Annotated in this window: 13 protein-coding genes and 1 tRNA gene; 5 read left to right on the top strand and 9 right to left on the bottom strand. The window is 70.1% G+C overall.

Features of this window, described 5'->3' with window-relative positions:
• The first annotated feature begins 226 nt into the window (after positions 1–226).
• Positions 227–297, top strand: a tRNA-Gly gene (locus KL788_RS14005).
• A 118-nt stretch (positions 298–415) separates the two neighbouring features.
• Here KL788_RS14005 and KL788_RS14000 read toward each other — a convergent pair.
• Positions 416–724 (bottom strand): hypothetical protein, encoded by a 309-nt coding sequence (locus KL788_RS14000; protein ID WP_293173076.1) that lies wholly within the window; start codon positions 722–724, stop codon positions 416–418.
• A gap of 43 nt (positions 725–767) precedes the next feature.
• Between KL788_RS14000 and KL788_RS13995 the strand changes: the two genes are divergently transcribed.
• A complete protein-coding gene (locus KL788_RS13995; RefSeq protein ID WP_293173073.1) occupies positions 768–962 on the top strand; it encodes a hypothetical protein in 195 nt (64 codons plus the stop codon).
• Between the two features lie 144 nt (positions 963–1,106).
• On the opposite strand, the gene KL788_RS13990 is transcribed toward KL788_RS13995, so the two are convergent.
• Together KL788_RS13990 and KL788_RS13985 are read right to left on the bottom strand one after the other, a co-directional pair.
• The gene (locus KL788_RS13990; RefSeq protein ID WP_293173070.1) at positions 1,107–2,603 is read right to left on the bottom strand and encodes a hypothetical protein; all 1,497 of its coding nucleotides are present in this window, start codon (positions 2,601–2,603) and stop codon (positions 1,107–1,109) included.
• 7 nt (positions 2,604–2,610) lie between these two features.
• Positions 2,611–3,132 carry an RNA polymerase sigma factor gene (locus tag KL788_RS13985; RefSeq protein ID WP_293173067.1) on the bottom strand — a complete coding sequence of 174 codons (522 nt, stop codon included), beginning with the start codon at positions 3,130–3,132 and terminating at the stop codon, positions 2,611–2,613.
• 117 nt (positions 3,133–3,249) lie between these two features.
• Here KL788_RS13985 and KL788_RS13980 point away from each other — a divergent pair, with 117 nt between their 5' ends.
• Both KL788_RS13980 and KL788_RS13975 read left to right on the top strand, forming a co-directional pair.
• Complete coding sequence (locus KL788_RS13980; RefSeq protein WP_293173064.1) at positions 3,250–6,861, top strand: SCO7613 C-terminal domain-containing membrane protein; 3,612 nt, start codon at positions 3,250–3,252, stop codon at positions 6,859–6,861.
• 89 nt (positions 6,862–6,950) lie between these two features.
• A complete protein-coding gene (locus KL788_RS13975) occupies positions 6,951–7,436 on the top strand; it encodes a Dps family protein (RefSeq protein ID WP_293173061.1) in 486 nt (161 codons plus the stop codon).
• Here the strand turns inward: KL788_RS13975 and KL788_RS13970 are convergent.
• Genes KL788_RS13970 through KL788_RS13955 form a run of 4 tightly spaced genes read right to left on the bottom strand, consistent with a single transcriptional unit; the run spans position 7,388 to position 11,068 of the window.
• The gene (locus KL788_RS13970) at positions 7,388–8,899 is read right to left on the bottom strand and encodes an amidohydrolase (protein WP_293173058.1); all 1,512 of its coding nucleotides are present in this window, start codon (positions 8,897–8,899) and stop codon (positions 7,388–7,390) included. The two genes, KL788_RS13975 and KL788_RS13970, sit on opposite strands and share 49 nt — an antisense overlap.
• Positions 8,883–9,518, bottom strand: coding sequence for an FMN-binding negative transcriptional regulator (locus KL788_RS13965; RefSeq protein WP_293173055.1), 636 nt, complete (start codon positions 9,516–9,518; stop codon positions 8,883–8,885). The genes KL788_RS13970 and KL788_RS13965 overlap by 17 nt, the downstream gene beginning before the upstream one ends.
• Positions 9,519–9,561: 43 nt before the next feature.
• Complete coding sequence (locus KL788_RS13960) at positions 9,562–10,575, bottom strand: Fpg/Nei family DNA glycosylase (RefSeq protein ID WP_293173052.1); 1,014 nt, start codon at positions 10,573–10,575, stop codon at positions 9,562–9,564.
• A gap of 7 nt (positions 10,576–10,582) precedes the next feature.
• On the bottom strand, positions 10,583–11,068 hold the full coding sequence (locus KL788_RS13955) for a ribose-5-phosphate isomerase (RefSeq protein ID WP_293173049.1): 486 nt from the start codon (positions 11,066–11,068) through the stop codon (positions 10,583–10,585).
• 103 nt (positions 11,069–11,171) lie between these two features.
• Here KL788_RS13955 and KL788_RS13950 point away from each other — a divergent pair, with 103 nt between their 5' ends.
• Positions 11,172–11,948 (top strand): SDR family oxidoreductase, encoded by a 777-nt coding sequence (locus KL788_RS13950; RefSeq protein ID WP_293173046.1) that lies wholly within the window; start codon positions 11,172–11,174, stop codon positions 11,946–11,948.
• A gap of 16 nt (positions 11,949–11,964) precedes the next feature.
• On the opposite strand, the gene KL788_RS13945 is transcribed toward KL788_RS13950, so the two are convergent.
• Positions 11,965–12,309: a cupin domain-containing protein gene (locus KL788_RS13945; RefSeq protein WP_293173043.1), complete on the bottom strand. Its 345-nt coding sequence runs from the start codon at positions 12,307–12,309 to the stop codon at positions 11,965–11,967.
• Complete coding sequence (locus KL788_RS13940; protein ID WP_293173040.1) at positions 12,306–13,727, bottom strand: NAD(P)/FAD-dependent oxidoreductase; 1,422 nt, start codon at positions 13,725–13,727, stop codon at positions 12,306–12,308. Before KL788_RS13940 ends, KL788_RS13945 begins: the two co-directional genes overlap by 4 nt.
• Positions 13,728–13,784 lie beyond the last annotated feature (57 nt).

Below are 13,784 nucleotides of genomic sequence, written 5' to 3'. Positions count from 1 at the left end.
ACAGGATTTGAACCTGCGGCCTCCCGCTCCCAAAGCGGGCGCTCTACCAAGCTGAGCTACGCCCCGAAACCGTGACCGTGGACCACGTCAGCGTCACGACAGGGCGTCGCGTCGAAAAATGGCCTCGGCAAGTCTAGCCGAGTCGTGCGGGGCTGCCGCCGGGAGCCGAGCTAGATGCGTTACGCTGGATAGTGGGTACGAAAACCGGCGGAAATCCGCCGAATTCGGGGCTGTAGCTTAGTGGTAAAGCCTCTGTCTTCCAAACAGATGATGCGAGTTCGATTCTCGTCAGCCCCTCGATATTCACTTCTTGCTGCGCCGCCGCTCCTGCGGCGCAGCGCGCTCCGCGCGACGAGCGCGGTCGTCGCATTCCGCGCATCGCGACCCTCGTTGCTCGCACCGCCGCTCCCGCGGGTCAGCAGCTGTAGCCCACCGAGGCACCGCAGCGCTCGACCGACAGAGGTCCCTCCTGGCCCGCCGAGTCGACGGCGCGCACGCGGTAGAACGCCACGGTCGCCGACGAATCGACGAAGGGCGCGAACTCGAACTGGGTTACCTCTTGGCGCGACGCCGAGCCGATGCGCGTCAGAGCGCCGCCCGAAGTCGTCGCTCGGAACACGGTGTACGAGACGACATCCAGCTCGGGGTTCTGAGCCCAGCGCACCAGCACTTCTCCGCTTCCTCCCCCCTCTGCCGTGGTGAGTCCTTGAACCTGCTGCGGCACGGCATTGGACGGAGGGGGCGGCGGAGCGGTCGTCTCCGGGGTGGTGGGAACCGTCGGGGTCGCCGTCGGTGATGAGGAAGAACTCGTGGTCGACGGCGATGCCTCTGCGGAGGGCGTCGACGCTGAGGGCGCGGGTGACGAGGGATCAGCAGATGGCGAGGATGCGCACGCCGCGAGAACCATGCAGAAGACCACTGCGGCCACCGCGCTCAGAGCTCGACTCGACATCGCATCATGATGCGGCAGTGCGAGAGCGCGCACCAGAGTAGAAGGTCCCGACCCAGATCACGCCGAGCCCGGCACTGCACCGGGCATCGTTGACCTCCTGCGCACGACGACGCCCCCGCGGCCCAACCCGCGGGGGCGACGTCTTCAGGAGGGTCTAGTCCTCGACCACGGTCTCTTCGACGTAGGGCATGATCTCGCCCTCGAAGGGGGCCGGCAGCTCGATGACGCCCTCAATGAGGGAGACGATCGTGTTGAACCAGCCGTCGGGGTGCGGCATCGCGTAGCCGGGCACGAGCCAGGCGTTGCCCTCGGAGTCCCACATGAGCAGCAGCGTGGCCTCGGCCTCGTCGATCGTGATCGTCACCGTCTCCGGCTCGGGCAGGGGTTCCGGCAGCGGCTCGGTGCCGGGGTCGACGGGCAGCGGCTCCTCGCCCGTGCCGGGGTCGGTCGGCTCGACGGGGTCAGTGGGCTCCGTGCCCGGGTCGACCGGCTCGGTGGGCTTGGCAGGCTCGGTGGGCGCGGGCTCACTCGGCTCGGTGGTGCCGGGCTCGGTGCTGACCGGCTCCTCGACCGGCGACGACACCGACGTGTCGGGCGAGCCGACTGCGGCATCAGCATCCCGCGCCACTCCTGTCTCGGCCGCCAAGATGCTCATGCCGCCCTGGTAGTCGGGGCCCGCGGCGCCGAACCAGCGCCAGTCGCTCAAGCGCTCGACGGCGGTGACGGCCGAGACGGTGTCGAACTCGCCGCGGTCGACGACGTCGATCGCGTGACCGGTGGCCCAGGCGATGTCGCCGGTCGGCGACCAGGCCATGGCGTACTCGACCGCAGTCGCGACACCGTCGACGGTGAGGCTCGCGGCGGCCATCGTCTGCCACTCGTCGGCGATGATGCGCACGTCGTCGGCGTCGACCTCGAGGCCCGTCGAGGCGAAGACTTCGGCGGCGAGCGCCTGGGCCTCAGCTCCGCCCGGCGCGAGCGAGTTCTCGATCTCGGGCTGCACGCAGTCGTCGTACTCGAACGATTCGCCGTTCTCGTCTTGCCCGGTGACGCGCTCGCACACGGGCGGCGGGTAGGCCAGAGGGTTGCTGTACCACCAGCTGCCGGTGCCGGTCCAGGTCACGGTGAGCGAGGGCGCGGTGCCGTCTTCGGCGCCGATCACGTAGGTCGGATAGGCGGGGTCGAAGTAGGCGCTCTCTACCGGGTCACCTGCGAGCCCGAACTCGGCGGCGGCATCACGGAGCACCTGCTCGGGGGTGCCGACTCGTTGCAGTTGGTAGACGCTCCCGCGACCGGAATCACTCGAGAGGCCCTCGCCGGCGAGGTACTCGTAGTTGATCCACATCGCGATGCGGGCGTCTTCGGCGAGCGCCGACGATTGCGCCGATGCTGGGCCGCTGCCCTCCGCCGCCGTGAACAGCGGTGCCCGCGGAGCGACGGGGTTGGCGATGACCAGCGACCCGACGGCCACGGCCGCGACCGCTGCCATCGAGACACTCGCCGCGCGCGTCACCCGACCGTGGTTGATGAGACGAGGGGCGCGACGGCTCGAGGCCGACGTCACGAGCTCGGGCGCGAGCTCAGGGGCGGTATCAGCTGTACCGGCGCTGCGACGAAGGCGCTCAGCCGGGTCATCAGTGGTGTTGTTCATACCCGGTTTATGTCGCGGGGCGGCCTGATCTTTCAGAATCGTCGGCAGAATTCTGAGCGAGCTGGTCGGCGAGCGCCTTCTTGGCGCGATGAAGGCGGATGCTCACGGCATTCGCCGACACCCCGAGCGTCACAGCGGCATCGCTCACCGACAGGTCGTCGAGCACGACGAGCGCGAGCACTTCGCGATCGCGCGGGCTGAGGGCGTTCCATGCGCGGGCGAGCTCGGCGTCTGCCGTGACGAGAGACTCGGCCGACGGGGCCGAGTCGGGCACCGACAGCAACCCGAGCACCGACGCCCGGGCGGCGAGGCGGCGACGGTGGTTCGCCACGAGGTACCCCGCGATGCGGTACAGCCACGGCAGTTCTTCGCCGGGCCGCACTGACGCACGCTTGCGCCACGCGACCGCAAACACGTCGGCGGCGAGATCGTCGACGTCATCACGGGCGACGCGTCGAGCGAGATAGCGGCTCACGGCACCGAGGTGCTCGGTGTAGACGGCGGCGAACGCCTCCGGGGTGTCGGGCATGGGCTCATTCTGGCGAGCGCGTCGCCGAAAGTGCACCCCAACGTTTTTCGAGGCTGCCGTGCACAGGCTGCACTCGCTTCGTGACCGCGGGGCAGCGAGGGCAATAGTGTGTGCGGCATGACAGCGACGCCACCGCCACCCGCCGACCCGACTGGTGACCGCGCGTGGGCAGGCCGCGTCGTGTTTCCGCGATCGAGCGCCGAACTGCGGTCGACGACGAGCTGCCCTGCCTGCTTCGTGCCGCTGACCGCCACGGTGTGCGCCTCGTGCGGGCTCGATCTGCGGCACGAGGCCTCGGCAGAGCTCGCGCGTGCCTCGGTCGCGGCCGCCGATGCGGTGGATGCTCGCCTCGACCTCATCGGCCGAATCCGCCGCGAGACCGCGAGCGCTGCGGTTCGACCCGCCACCGCGCCCGCCGCATCGCAGTCCGCTTCGACCGCGGCCGCTGCCGTTGCGACCTCCGCTCCCCCGCTCCTGGCCGCACCGGCCGACCCGCAGACCGGCGCGGCTGCACCCTCTGAGCCACGGCGCTCGGGCATCCAGATCGCCCTCGTGGTCGTGGGCGTCAGCCTGCTCTCGGTCTTCGCGGTCTTTGCGCTCGTGTTCGCCTTCGTCACCTACGGCACCGAGGTGCGCATGGCGATCATCACGGGCGGCACGCTGCTGACCATGATCGCGGCGGGCGCCCTCAAGCGACGCGGTCTGGATGCCACGGGTGAGGGCATCGCCGTGCTCGGCACGATCATGCTCATGCTGGTCACCTGGGCACTGCGGGTCGACAGCCCCATCGGGCTCGATCTCGTGCCCGACGAGCTGTACTGGGGCGCCGCCCTCCTGATCGTGGCGGGCTTCTGCGGTCTGTGGTCGCTCACCAACCGCCTCAGCACTCCGGCCATCGTGGCCGCAGGGCTACTGCCCGTCGGCGCCGCACTGTTGACGGGGCACCTCGTCGATGAGGTGCTGCCGAGCATCGGCGGCGCCGCCCTCACGGCGGGAGCGCTCGCCAGCGTCATCACCGCCGCTCTCTCGTGGCGCATCGTGCGACCGGTGTTCGCGCGCACACGCGATGCTGCGCGCATCGTTGCGCAGTCTCTCGGCGCGATCGGCGCGACCATCGCGCTCGTGAGCCTGGGCGGGCTCGACGATGGCAACCGATGGGCGCCGGTCGTCGGCGGGCTCGTGCTCGCCGCTGCCGCGCTGCTACACGTGGCGACGAGCGCCTCGGCCGTTCGGCGACCTCGGCGAGCCCTCGACACGCTGCTTCTGGTGGCGCTTGGCGGCGGAGCCGTGTTCGCGGCCATGGCCGGAGCCGTGCTGTCGGCGCTGCGATTCGACCAAGATCGCGTGATCGTCAGCGCCCCGGTGATCGCCGCCGTCGTGCTTGCCGTCGTCGCCGAGCAAGCGTGGCGACGGTCGGCCGTCGACTCTGCCGCACGCACGGCGTTCGCGAGCGCCACGCTCGTCGCGGCCGCGCACGCCGCCCTCGCCGGCGGGCTCACGGCGGTCGTGGGCGCATCCGCTTTCGCCGAGGCGGCGACCCAGTCGCTGCGCACGCTTCCGATCGGGGTGGGCGACCCGGTCACCTCAGCCGAGCCCGCGACCGTCGCGGCCCTGGGCGCTCTCGCGATGTCGCTGGGTCTGATCGCGGTGAGCTGGGCCACACTCGGCGTGCTCGTGCACCGCTCTCGCGTCGTCACCCTCATCGGTTCGATTCTCGTCGTCGCGATCGTTCCACTGCTCGGCCCGTGGTGGCTCGTCATGGCGCTCTTCGCGCTGCTCGCCGTCGGAGGTGCAGTGGCCCTACACCGCATCGCCGCGGTCAGGTCGTCGGATGCTCGCCGAGCGCTGCTTGCCCTCTGCATCACGCTCGCGTCAGGTGCGGCTTTCGGCGCCTTCCTCACGGGCTGGGCGACACCCCGCGGAGGCGTCATCGGTCTCATCATCGCGCTCGTGGCGATCGGCATCGCCCGCCCCGCGACGGCGCAGCGGTCGTTGCGCGCGGCAGCCATCGCACTCGCCGCCGCGCTCGTGCTGGGCAGTGTTCCTTCGCTCGCGCGTGATGCAGCCCTCGTCGGCCTGCCTGACCTCAGCACCGCGGCCGTGCTCGTGCTCACCGGCGCCCTGCTCATCGCCCTGACGCAGTTCGGCCGCCTGAGCGCCGCCGAACGCCACGCGGGCGGTGGTGTCGCCGTCGCGGTGGCTCTCGTAGCGTCGATCGCTCTCGGGCTCGCCGCTCGCCCTGGCTCCTCCAGCGTCGAGGGGCTCGACGAGATCGTGGCCCTCTCTGCACTCGTGGTCGCCCTCGGCCTCGTGGCCGTGCGTCGACCCGGCATCGAGCGGTCGATCGCTCGCGCAGCTCTGCCACTGCCCGTCGTCGCCCTCGCACTCTCGGCCGTGTCGCCCTGGCAACTCGAGGCCTCGGTCAGCGCGACCGTCGCCATTGGCGCGATCGTCGTCGTCGGCGCCTTCGGTCTGCTGCAGGGGCGCGAGGCGACCGGCTCGCGCATCGATCGCGTGCTGGGCGACGTCACCGGCGGCGTGCTGGGCATCGTCGTTCTCGCAGCGGGCTGGGGAGCATCGCCGACCACCGCACACGCCTGGGCGCCCGTACTCGCCCTCGCGGTGCTCGAGCTCGTCACGGCCATTAGCCGCGACGGGCTCATCGGCTCGCGGTCGCGGCGTCGCTTCATCGGCTGGGTGGCTCTCGCCCTCGGCACGGCCGCTCTCTGGATCGCCCTGGTCGACAACGGCATCGATCAGCCCGAGGCCTACTCGTTGCCCCTCGCCGGCGCGGTGCTCGCGATCGCGGCGGCGAACGCCCTCCTCGCCCGGAGGTCGGCTGACGGCGAATCGGTCGATCGCACCGCCGCCCCGCTCACCGCAGCCGCTCTCATCGTGGCGCTCGTGCCGACGGCGCTCGCGAGCGTCGACGGCACCTGGGCGCGATACGTCGCCGTCGCCGTCGTAGCGATCGCACTGGCCATCGTGCCCTTGCTGCGACCGGCAACGATCGACGCTCATGTGCCGCGCCTGTCGAGCGCGCTCGTCGCCACCGGTTTCGCAGCGCTCGGGCTGCTGACGATCGCCCACACGCTAGACCTCGTCGCCGTCGGCGCCCTCGCGACCGGCGCCGAGCTCGTGCGGGCCGTCGTCATCGTCGCGCTTCCCGCCGCGGCTTCGGTAGCGGCGTGGATGCTCGCGACAGGCCGCCTGCGCGATGCCGTCACCGCTGCCGGCACGGGCGTGACCGCGCTCAGCGCCGGGCTGCTCGGTCTCACCGGCATCGTCGATCCGGTCGAGCTCGTGAGCCTGCCGCTCGCAGCCTGCCTGCTCGCCATCGGGGCGATGAAGCTGAGCGACGAGCCGACCGCGCGCAGCTGGCCGTGGCTCGGCCCCGGAGTCGCAGTGCTGCTCGTTCCGTCGCTGCTGGCGATCGACGCCGTGGGCGAACCACTGTGGCGCGCCGTCGCCCTCGGGGTCGTCGCCGCTGGCGTCTTCGTGCTCGCGCTGCGTCTGACGCTGCAGGCGCCCTTCGTCATCGGTGGCACCGTGCTGCTCGTGCACCTGCTCGTGCAGAGCTGGCCGTTGCTCGAGCTCGTTGGCGACACGGTCGAGTGGTGGGTGTGGCTCGGCCTCGCGGGCATCGCCGTCATCGCGCTGGGTGCTCGCTACGAGCGCCGCCTGCAGAACGTGCGCGCGGTCGCCGTGCGCATCTCACATCTGAGGTAGCTGCTCGCGTCGTGTGTCAACCCCCCGCGGCCGTCCAGACGGCTGTTCTACCGTGAATCGACCGCTGGTGACACACGGAAGGACACCTCATGACGACTGTCGATGCCGCCCCCAAAGGCGCAAAGGACCCTGAACTGACCTCGGGGGTCGCCCAATACCTGGGCCCCGTGGTGATCGACCTGACGGCGCTCGCGCTCGAAGGCAAGCAAGCGCATTGGCACGTGCGCGGCAGCAACTTCATCGCCGTGCACGAGCTGCTCGACACACTCGTCGACCACGCACGCGCCGGTCTCGATCAAGCCGCTGAGCGCATCGCCGCACTCGGTCTTCCACTCGATGCCCGCACGACGACGGTCGCCAAGAAGACCTCGGTGCCGTCGGTGCGCGAGGGCTTTCAGCAGAGCGACCTGCTGATCGCCGACATCGTGACAGCGATCGACGCTGTGCTCGTGACCCTGCGCGCAGCCATGGAGGGCCTCGGCGAGCTCGACCCGGTGAGCGAAGACATCGTGATCGGCATCACCGATCAGATCGAGCTCGACCGCTGGTTCTTGTTCTCCCACATCGCCGAGTAGTCGAGCGCGCGGTCGGCGTGCGTCACGCGACCGCCGAGCAGAGTCGCCGCGACCGGCATGGTGCGCAGCGTCGCCGCATCGGCTGTGAGCGGGTCGACGTCGAGAACGACCAGGTCGGCGGCCTCGCCCATGCTGACGAGCGTGCGCGTCGACGCCGCGAGCGCTTCGACGACAGTGATCGCCTGCTCGGGGTGGAACGCGGGGCGCTCGTCGCGCGTGCGTGCCGTCGCCGCGGCGATCGCGACCCACGGGTCGAGAGGCGCGACCGGCGCGTCGGAGCCCAGCACGACGTGCGCGCCGGCGTCGAGCAGTGAGCGCAGTGCGAACGCCCGTTGCGTGCGGCCGGGCCAGTAGCGCTCGGCCACATCGCGATCGTCGAGGGCATGCTCGGGCTGCACGCTCGCGGTGACGCCCAGGGCCGCGAAGCGGGCGAAGTCGCTCTCGTGCACGAGCTGCGCGTGCTCGATGCGTCCGCCGCGGCCGAGCTTGGCGAACACATCGAGAGCCAGACGGTTGGCCGCGTCACCGATCGCGTGCACGGCGAGGTCGAAGCCCGCATCGCTCGCGCGGGCGAGCAGTGGGTGCAACTCGCAGGGCGGCACGTTGAGGCGGCCGTACGACCCGGCAGGAGCATCCGGATACGGGTCGCAGCAGTAGGCGGTGCGCGTGTTGAGCGAGCCGTCGGTGATGACCTTGAGCGGCCCGACGGCGACCGTGCCGGCGACGGCCGTGCCGGTGCGCAGCCCCTGCTCGATCGCGCGATCGAGGTGCTGCGGGTAGACGCCGAACTCGACGCGGAGGTCGTCGAAGCCCGCCTCGACGCGGCGTTGCCAGTCGTCGTGGTTCCAGCGCATCTCGAGGTCGACGACACCGACGACACCGCGGGCCGCTGCCTCGCGCGCGGCCTCGCCGACCCAGCGGTCGAGCTCGTCGTCGCCCGCCGAGTCGAGCCGGGCGGTGATCGCGAACGCGGCGTCTTCGCGCAGTACGCCGTCGCACTCGTCGGCGACCGACGCGTCGACGCCGAAGCGCACGAGCGCAGCGCTGTTGAGCCAGACGCAGTGCACGTCGCCGCTGATGAGCACGATGGGCCGGTCGAGCGCGATGGCGTCGAGCAGGGCGACCGAGGGCGCATCCGGCCAGAGTCCGTCTCTGAAGCCGACGCCCACGACGACCTCGTCACGCGCGTCGCCCTGGTGGATGCTCGATCGCACGATCGCGGCCGCCTCGGCCGCGCTCTCGGCGGCGCTCAGGTCGATGCGGCGGCGGTGCTGCGCCCACTGCGTGAGGTGCACGTGCTCGTCCCACAGCCCCGGCATGATGAAGCGGCCGCCGAGGTCGAGGTCATCGGGGCCGACCGCCTCGATGCCGGCCGGCAGAATCGCGGTGATGAGACCGTCGTCGACGATGAGGTCGATCGGGTCGTGGCCGCCGAGCGGCCGCGCGTTACGCATCGCGCGCATCGTGGTGTCTCCTCATCTCGCGTGCCAACTCGGCATGCCCGTACGGTGCGTCGCTCTCGAGGGCGCCGATGATGTTCTCGACGACCTCGGGCGGCTTGTTCTGGCTCAGTTTTGCGCGGGCATCGACCCTGGTCACCCGCACTCGAACGCCGACCGTGCCGCGGGCGATACGTCGAGAATACTCGGGGTCGAGGTGCAGCCCGCGGGGCTTGACAACGCGGCTCTCGAAGTGGTCGGTGAGCTCGGTGAGCGCCTGCAGATTCTGCTCGTCGGTGAGCAGCTCGGGTGTGCCCCAGAGGTGCGCCGTCACGTGGTTCCAGGTCGGAATGATGTCGCCTTCGGCGTACCAGCTTGGCGAGATGTAGCCGTGAGGGCCCTGCACGATGATGAGCACCTCGTGCGCACCGAGCTCGTGCGCCTGCTCGTCGGGCCGGCCGACGTGGCCGATGAGCACGATCTCGTCGCCGGTCGACGCCGCTTCGTCGAGCAGGAAGGCGTAGTGCGAGGCGACGATGCCGCGGTCGGGCGGGTGCGACACGATCGTCATCCACGGGTTCTCGCGAATCAGCCGCCGAATCTCGTCGCGGTCGTCGAGCACGAAGTGCGGCGTGTGCCTCACGGATGCTCCTCTCTCGTCGCCCGCTGGCGCGACGCTCTCGTGCTCACGACGCTGGCGCCTGGCAGCTCGGGCACCAGTAGAGCTTGCGCGCCGCGAGCAGCTGCATCGTGATGTGGGTGCCGCAGATACGGCACGGCAGGCCTTCGCGCTTGTAGACCCAGTGGCGGTCGGCTCGATTGCGCAAGGCCGCCCGCTGGGCGTCGTCGTCGAGGCCGTCCATCGTGAGCATCTGGCCGGTCTCGATGCCGACACCGAGCAGGTAGCGCCAGTCGCGCCACAGATCGCGCACGAGCTCATCGGGCAGCGAGGCGCCCGTCGCGAAAGGGTCGAGCCTGGCACGAAAGAGCATTTCGGCGCGGTACACATTGCCGATGCCGCTTACGACTGACTGGTCCATGAGCAGCAGAGCGATCGGCACGCGGCGGCGCCGCACGCGCTCGACCATGCGCTGCTCGCCGATCTCGGGGTCGTCGTTCTCGGGGTCGGGGCCGAGCGCGTCGACGACGGCCTGCACGGCCACCGCATCGAGCACTTCGCACGCCGTCGGCCCGCGCAGGTCGGCGACGGCCGTCTCGGTGAGCAACCGCACGCGTACCTGCCCGACGGGCTCGGGAGGAAAGGTGCTGTCGACCTCGGTCTCAGAGTCGGCCTCGGCCATGCGCAGACGCGTGCGGCGAGGAGCCCCGATCGAGGCGAGCGAGTCTTCGTGCTCGCCGACGACCGTCGTGCGGGCATCCGGCGCCTCATCAAGGTCGGTACCGCGCTGGTTCGTCTGGCCCATACGCCCGCCCGCCGAACGCTGCGTGGCGTCTTGTTCGATAGAGCCGAAGAAGTCCCACGCGCCGTAGATGCCGAGGTGCACCCGCAGCCAGATGGCGTCGTCGAACTCGAGGAACATCTGCTTGCCCACCGCTCGCGCATCGGTCATGGTGCGGCCGTCGAGCACCTTCGCACCGTCGGCGAAGCGACCCTGCGGCGAACTGACCGCCACCTGTGCGCCGACGAAGTGCCGCGCGAACTGACGCGCGATGCGGTGGACGGAGTGACCTTCGGGCACGACGACGCTAGACGATCTCGTGCCCGGCGATGGCCCCAGTGGTCTCGTACTCGGCGAGTTGTCCGATGCGACGGGCGTGGCGCTCATCGCCGGGGAACGGGGTCGAAACGAAGACGTCGATGAAGCTCAGGGCCTCATCGACGGTGTGCTGACGGGCGCCGATCGCGATGACGTTGGCGTCGTTGTGCTCGCGGGCGAGCTGCGCGGTCGCCTCGCTCCAGACGAGGGCGGCGCGGATGCCCTGCACCTTGTTCGCGGCGATCTGTTCGCCGTTGCCTGAGCCGCCGAAGACGATGCCGAGGGCCTCGATTCCCGCCGCCTGGTCACGCGCGACGGCGCGGGCGGCGTTGATGCAGAAGCTCGGGTAGTCGTCGAGCGCGTCGTACTCGACCGGCCCGTGGTCGTGCACCTCGTGCCCCTGGGCGGCCACGTGCTCGCGCACCGTCTGGCTGAACTCGAGGCCGGCGTGATCGGTCGCGACGTGGATGCGCATGGCCTCGATTCTACGAGGCGCGATTCGGCGGCCAGGACGTTCGGCCCTTTACGCGGCCGACCAGCGGTGGCACCGTGGAGACCACCGAGCGAAAGGAATCATCATGACTCGCACCTACCTCGTCACCGGCGCGGCGAGCGGCATCGGAGCCGCCACCGCCGCCGCACTCACCGCCCAGGGCCACCGCGTGATCGGCGTCGATCTGCACGATGCCGACATCACGGTCGATCTCACGACGCACGAAGGCCGCGATGCCCTCGTCGCGCAGGCGACCGAGCTCAGCGGCGGCACGCTCGACGCCGTCATCGCCAACGCTGGTCTCGCGACCGAGTCGGTCGCCACGGTCGCGGTCAACTACTTTGGCGCGCTCGCCACCCTCGAAGGGTTGCGTTCGCTTCTGACGGGGTCGGATGCTCCGCGCGCGGTCGCGACAGCCTCGATGGCCTCGCTCTTCCCCGTCGACGATGAGCTCGTCGACGCGTGCCTCGCGCACGACGAGCCCGCCGCGCTGCACCGCGCGCACGAGCTGCTTGACGCCGGCAAGGGCGGGCTCATCTACGGCTCGACCAAGAAATCGCTCGCACTGTGGATTCGCCGCAATGCTGCGACGCCCGAGTGGGCCGGTGCGGGCATCCCGCTGAACGCCGTGGCTCCTGGCATCATCCGCACGCCGATGACCGCCGACTACACCGCGACCGACGAGTCGACGAAGGCGATTCTCGAGATGGTGCCGATGCCGCTCAACGGCATCGCCGAGCCCGCCGTCGTGGCGAACCTCATCGTGTTTCTGTCGAGCGTCGAGAACTCGCACTTGTGCGGTCAGGTCGTCTTCGTCGACGGCGGCAGCGACGTCGTGATTCGAGGCGACTCGACCTGGTGAAACGCGGCGCGCTGCGCTACGCGAAGTAGATCTTGCGCAGCGTCTCGTGCACCTGCCACTCGGTTTCTTCGCCGTCGTCGAGGCGGCCGATCGAGCCCGCGACGAGCTCGACCTGCGTGCCGTCGCCGCGCGTGAGGGTGGCGTGACCGCGCAGCACGATGAAGATCTCGTCGACCTCGACGTCGGTGACGGTGCCGGGCGTGATTTCCCACACCCCGACCTCCCAGTCGTCGAGCTCGGTGAGTGCGGCGATGCCGGTGGTCGGCGTTCCGTCGACAACCTGCTCGGCGTCGACTGGCTCGTGCTCGAGTTCGATCTCGAGGGCCTGTAGCACGGTGGCTGCATCGAGGGGAAGGGTCACGAATCGAACCCTAGACCCACCTTGTCGAGCGTGCGCAAGAAGAGATTTCTCGTGCCCGAATTGTGATCGGCGCGGTCGAGCGCCCAGCGCACCGACTGCACGGCCGGGTAGGTCGCAGGCTCGGGCGGAAACGGCAGAGGCATGCTGCGCACCATGTCGAGTGACGTGCGCTCGGTGGTCTCGCCGGCGAGCTGGTCGAGCATGACGTTCGCCGCGAAACGGGTGGCGGCTACACCGAGCCCGGTGAAGCCCGCCGAGTAGGCGACGCGACCCTGGTGGGCCGTGGCGTGGAAGGCGCAGAAGCGACTGCACGTGTCGATCACGCCCGCCCAACGGTGACTGAACCGCACACCCTCGAGCTGCGGGAAGGTCGTGAAGAAGTGGCTCGCGAGCTTCTCGTACGACTCAGCCCGGTCGTCGTACTCGGGCCGGATGCGCCCGCCGAAGTGGTAGATCGCGTCGTATCCACCCCACAAGATGCGGTTGTCGGCACTGAGGCGGTAGTAGTGAAACTGGTTGGCGCTGTCGGCGATGCCCTGCCGGCCCTGCCATCCGATCGAGGCGAGTTGAGCATCCGTGAGTGGTTCGGTCATGAGCACGTAGTCGTAGACCGGCACGGTGTGCAGGCGGTAGCGCTTGAGCAGCGAGGGAAACGCGTTGGTCGCGAGCGCGACGCGATCGGCGCGCACCGTGACGCCGCTCTTCAGTCGCAGCTCGACGGCGTTCGGCTCGGCCCGCAGGTCGACGACGGGGCTCGATTCGTGAATCTCGACGCCGGCCTCGAGGCAGTCGTCGCGCAAGACCGAGGCGAGCTTTCCGGGATGCACGAGCGCCGTATCGCGCGTCGACCACAGCCCGCCCTCGTAGGTCGGCGAGTTGACGAGCGCGCGCATCGCGGCGGCGTCGTAGAAGTGCTCGGTCTCGCCGTCGTGGGCCGCGGCGAGGTCGGGCACCTGGTACGACTCGGTAGCGACGGCGATCGAGCCGACCCGCTCGAAGTCGACCGCCCAGCCACGGGTCTCGACTGTCGCCTGAATCTCGTCGAGATTCTGCATGCCGAGTGCGTCGAGCGTCTCGAGCTCGTCGGCGAAGCGGGTCTCGCCGTTCTTCTCGCCGTGCGTGAGCGTGGCTTCGACGAAGCCGCCGTTGCGGCCGCTCGCCGCCCAGCCGATGCTCTTGCCCTCGAGCAGAACGACGCGTCGGCTCGGGTCGCGCTCTTTCGCGAGCAGCGCCGTCCAGAGCCCGGTGTACCCGCCGCCGACAATCGCCAGGTCGCAGTGCACGTCGCTCGTCGGCGCCGCGAGGGTCGGGCGCTCGGGCAGGTCGTCGAGCCAGAACGGTGAGAGGCGCGAGCCGGCGAGGCTCTCGGCGATGACGCGGGCGTCGGGTCGATCGCGCTCGAAGACGGTCGTGTGCATGAGCACCATCGTCGCACGAGTTATCCGCTTGGACAACAGCCAATCCCGCCTGGAACC

Source organism: Microcella sp. (assembly GCF_019739195.1).
Taxonomy (GTDB): Bacteria; Actinomycetota; Actinomycetes; order Actinomycetales; family Microbacteriaceae; genus Microcella.
Note: the sequence above shows the minus strand (reverse complement) of the source record. Positions and strands in the feature narration are given on the sequence as shown.

What these genes read in the sequence shown, in the direction of transcription:
- KL788_RS13985 (WP_293173067.1), bottom strand. Translation starts at nt 3,132, where the DNA reads ATGCCCGACACCCCGGAGGCGTTCGCCGCCGTCTACACCGAGCACCTC.
- KL788_RS13955 (WP_293173049.1), bottom strand. Translation starts at nt 11,068, where the DNA reads ATGCGCATCCACGTCGCGACCGATCACGCCGGCCTCGAGTTCAGCCAG.
- KL788_RS13970 (WP_293173058.1), bottom strand. Translation starts at nt 8,899, where the DNA reads ATGCGCGCGATGCGTAACGCGCGGCCGCTCGGCGGCCACGACCCGATC.
- KL788_RS13975 (WP_293173061.1), top strand. Translation starts at nt 6,951, where the DNA reads ATGACGACTGTCGATGCCGCCCCCAAAGGCGCAAAGGACCCTGAACTG.
- KL788_RS13940 (WP_293173040.1), bottom strand. Translation starts at nt 13,727, where the DNA reads ATGCACACGACCGTCTTCGAGCGCGATCGACCCGACGCCCGCGTCATC.
- KL788_RS13950 (WP_293173046.1), top strand. Translation starts at nt 11,172, where the DNA reads ATGACTCGCACCTACCTCGTCACCGGCGCGGCGAGCGGCATCGGAGCC.
- KL788_RS13980 (WP_293173064.1), top strand. Translation starts at nt 3,250, where the DNA reads ATGACAGCGACGCCACCGCCACCCGCCGACCCGACTGGTGACCGCGCG.
- KL788_RS13990 (WP_293173070.1), bottom strand. Translation starts at nt 2,603, where the DNA reads ATGAACAACACCACTGATGACCCGGCTGAGCGCCTTCGTCGCAGCGCC.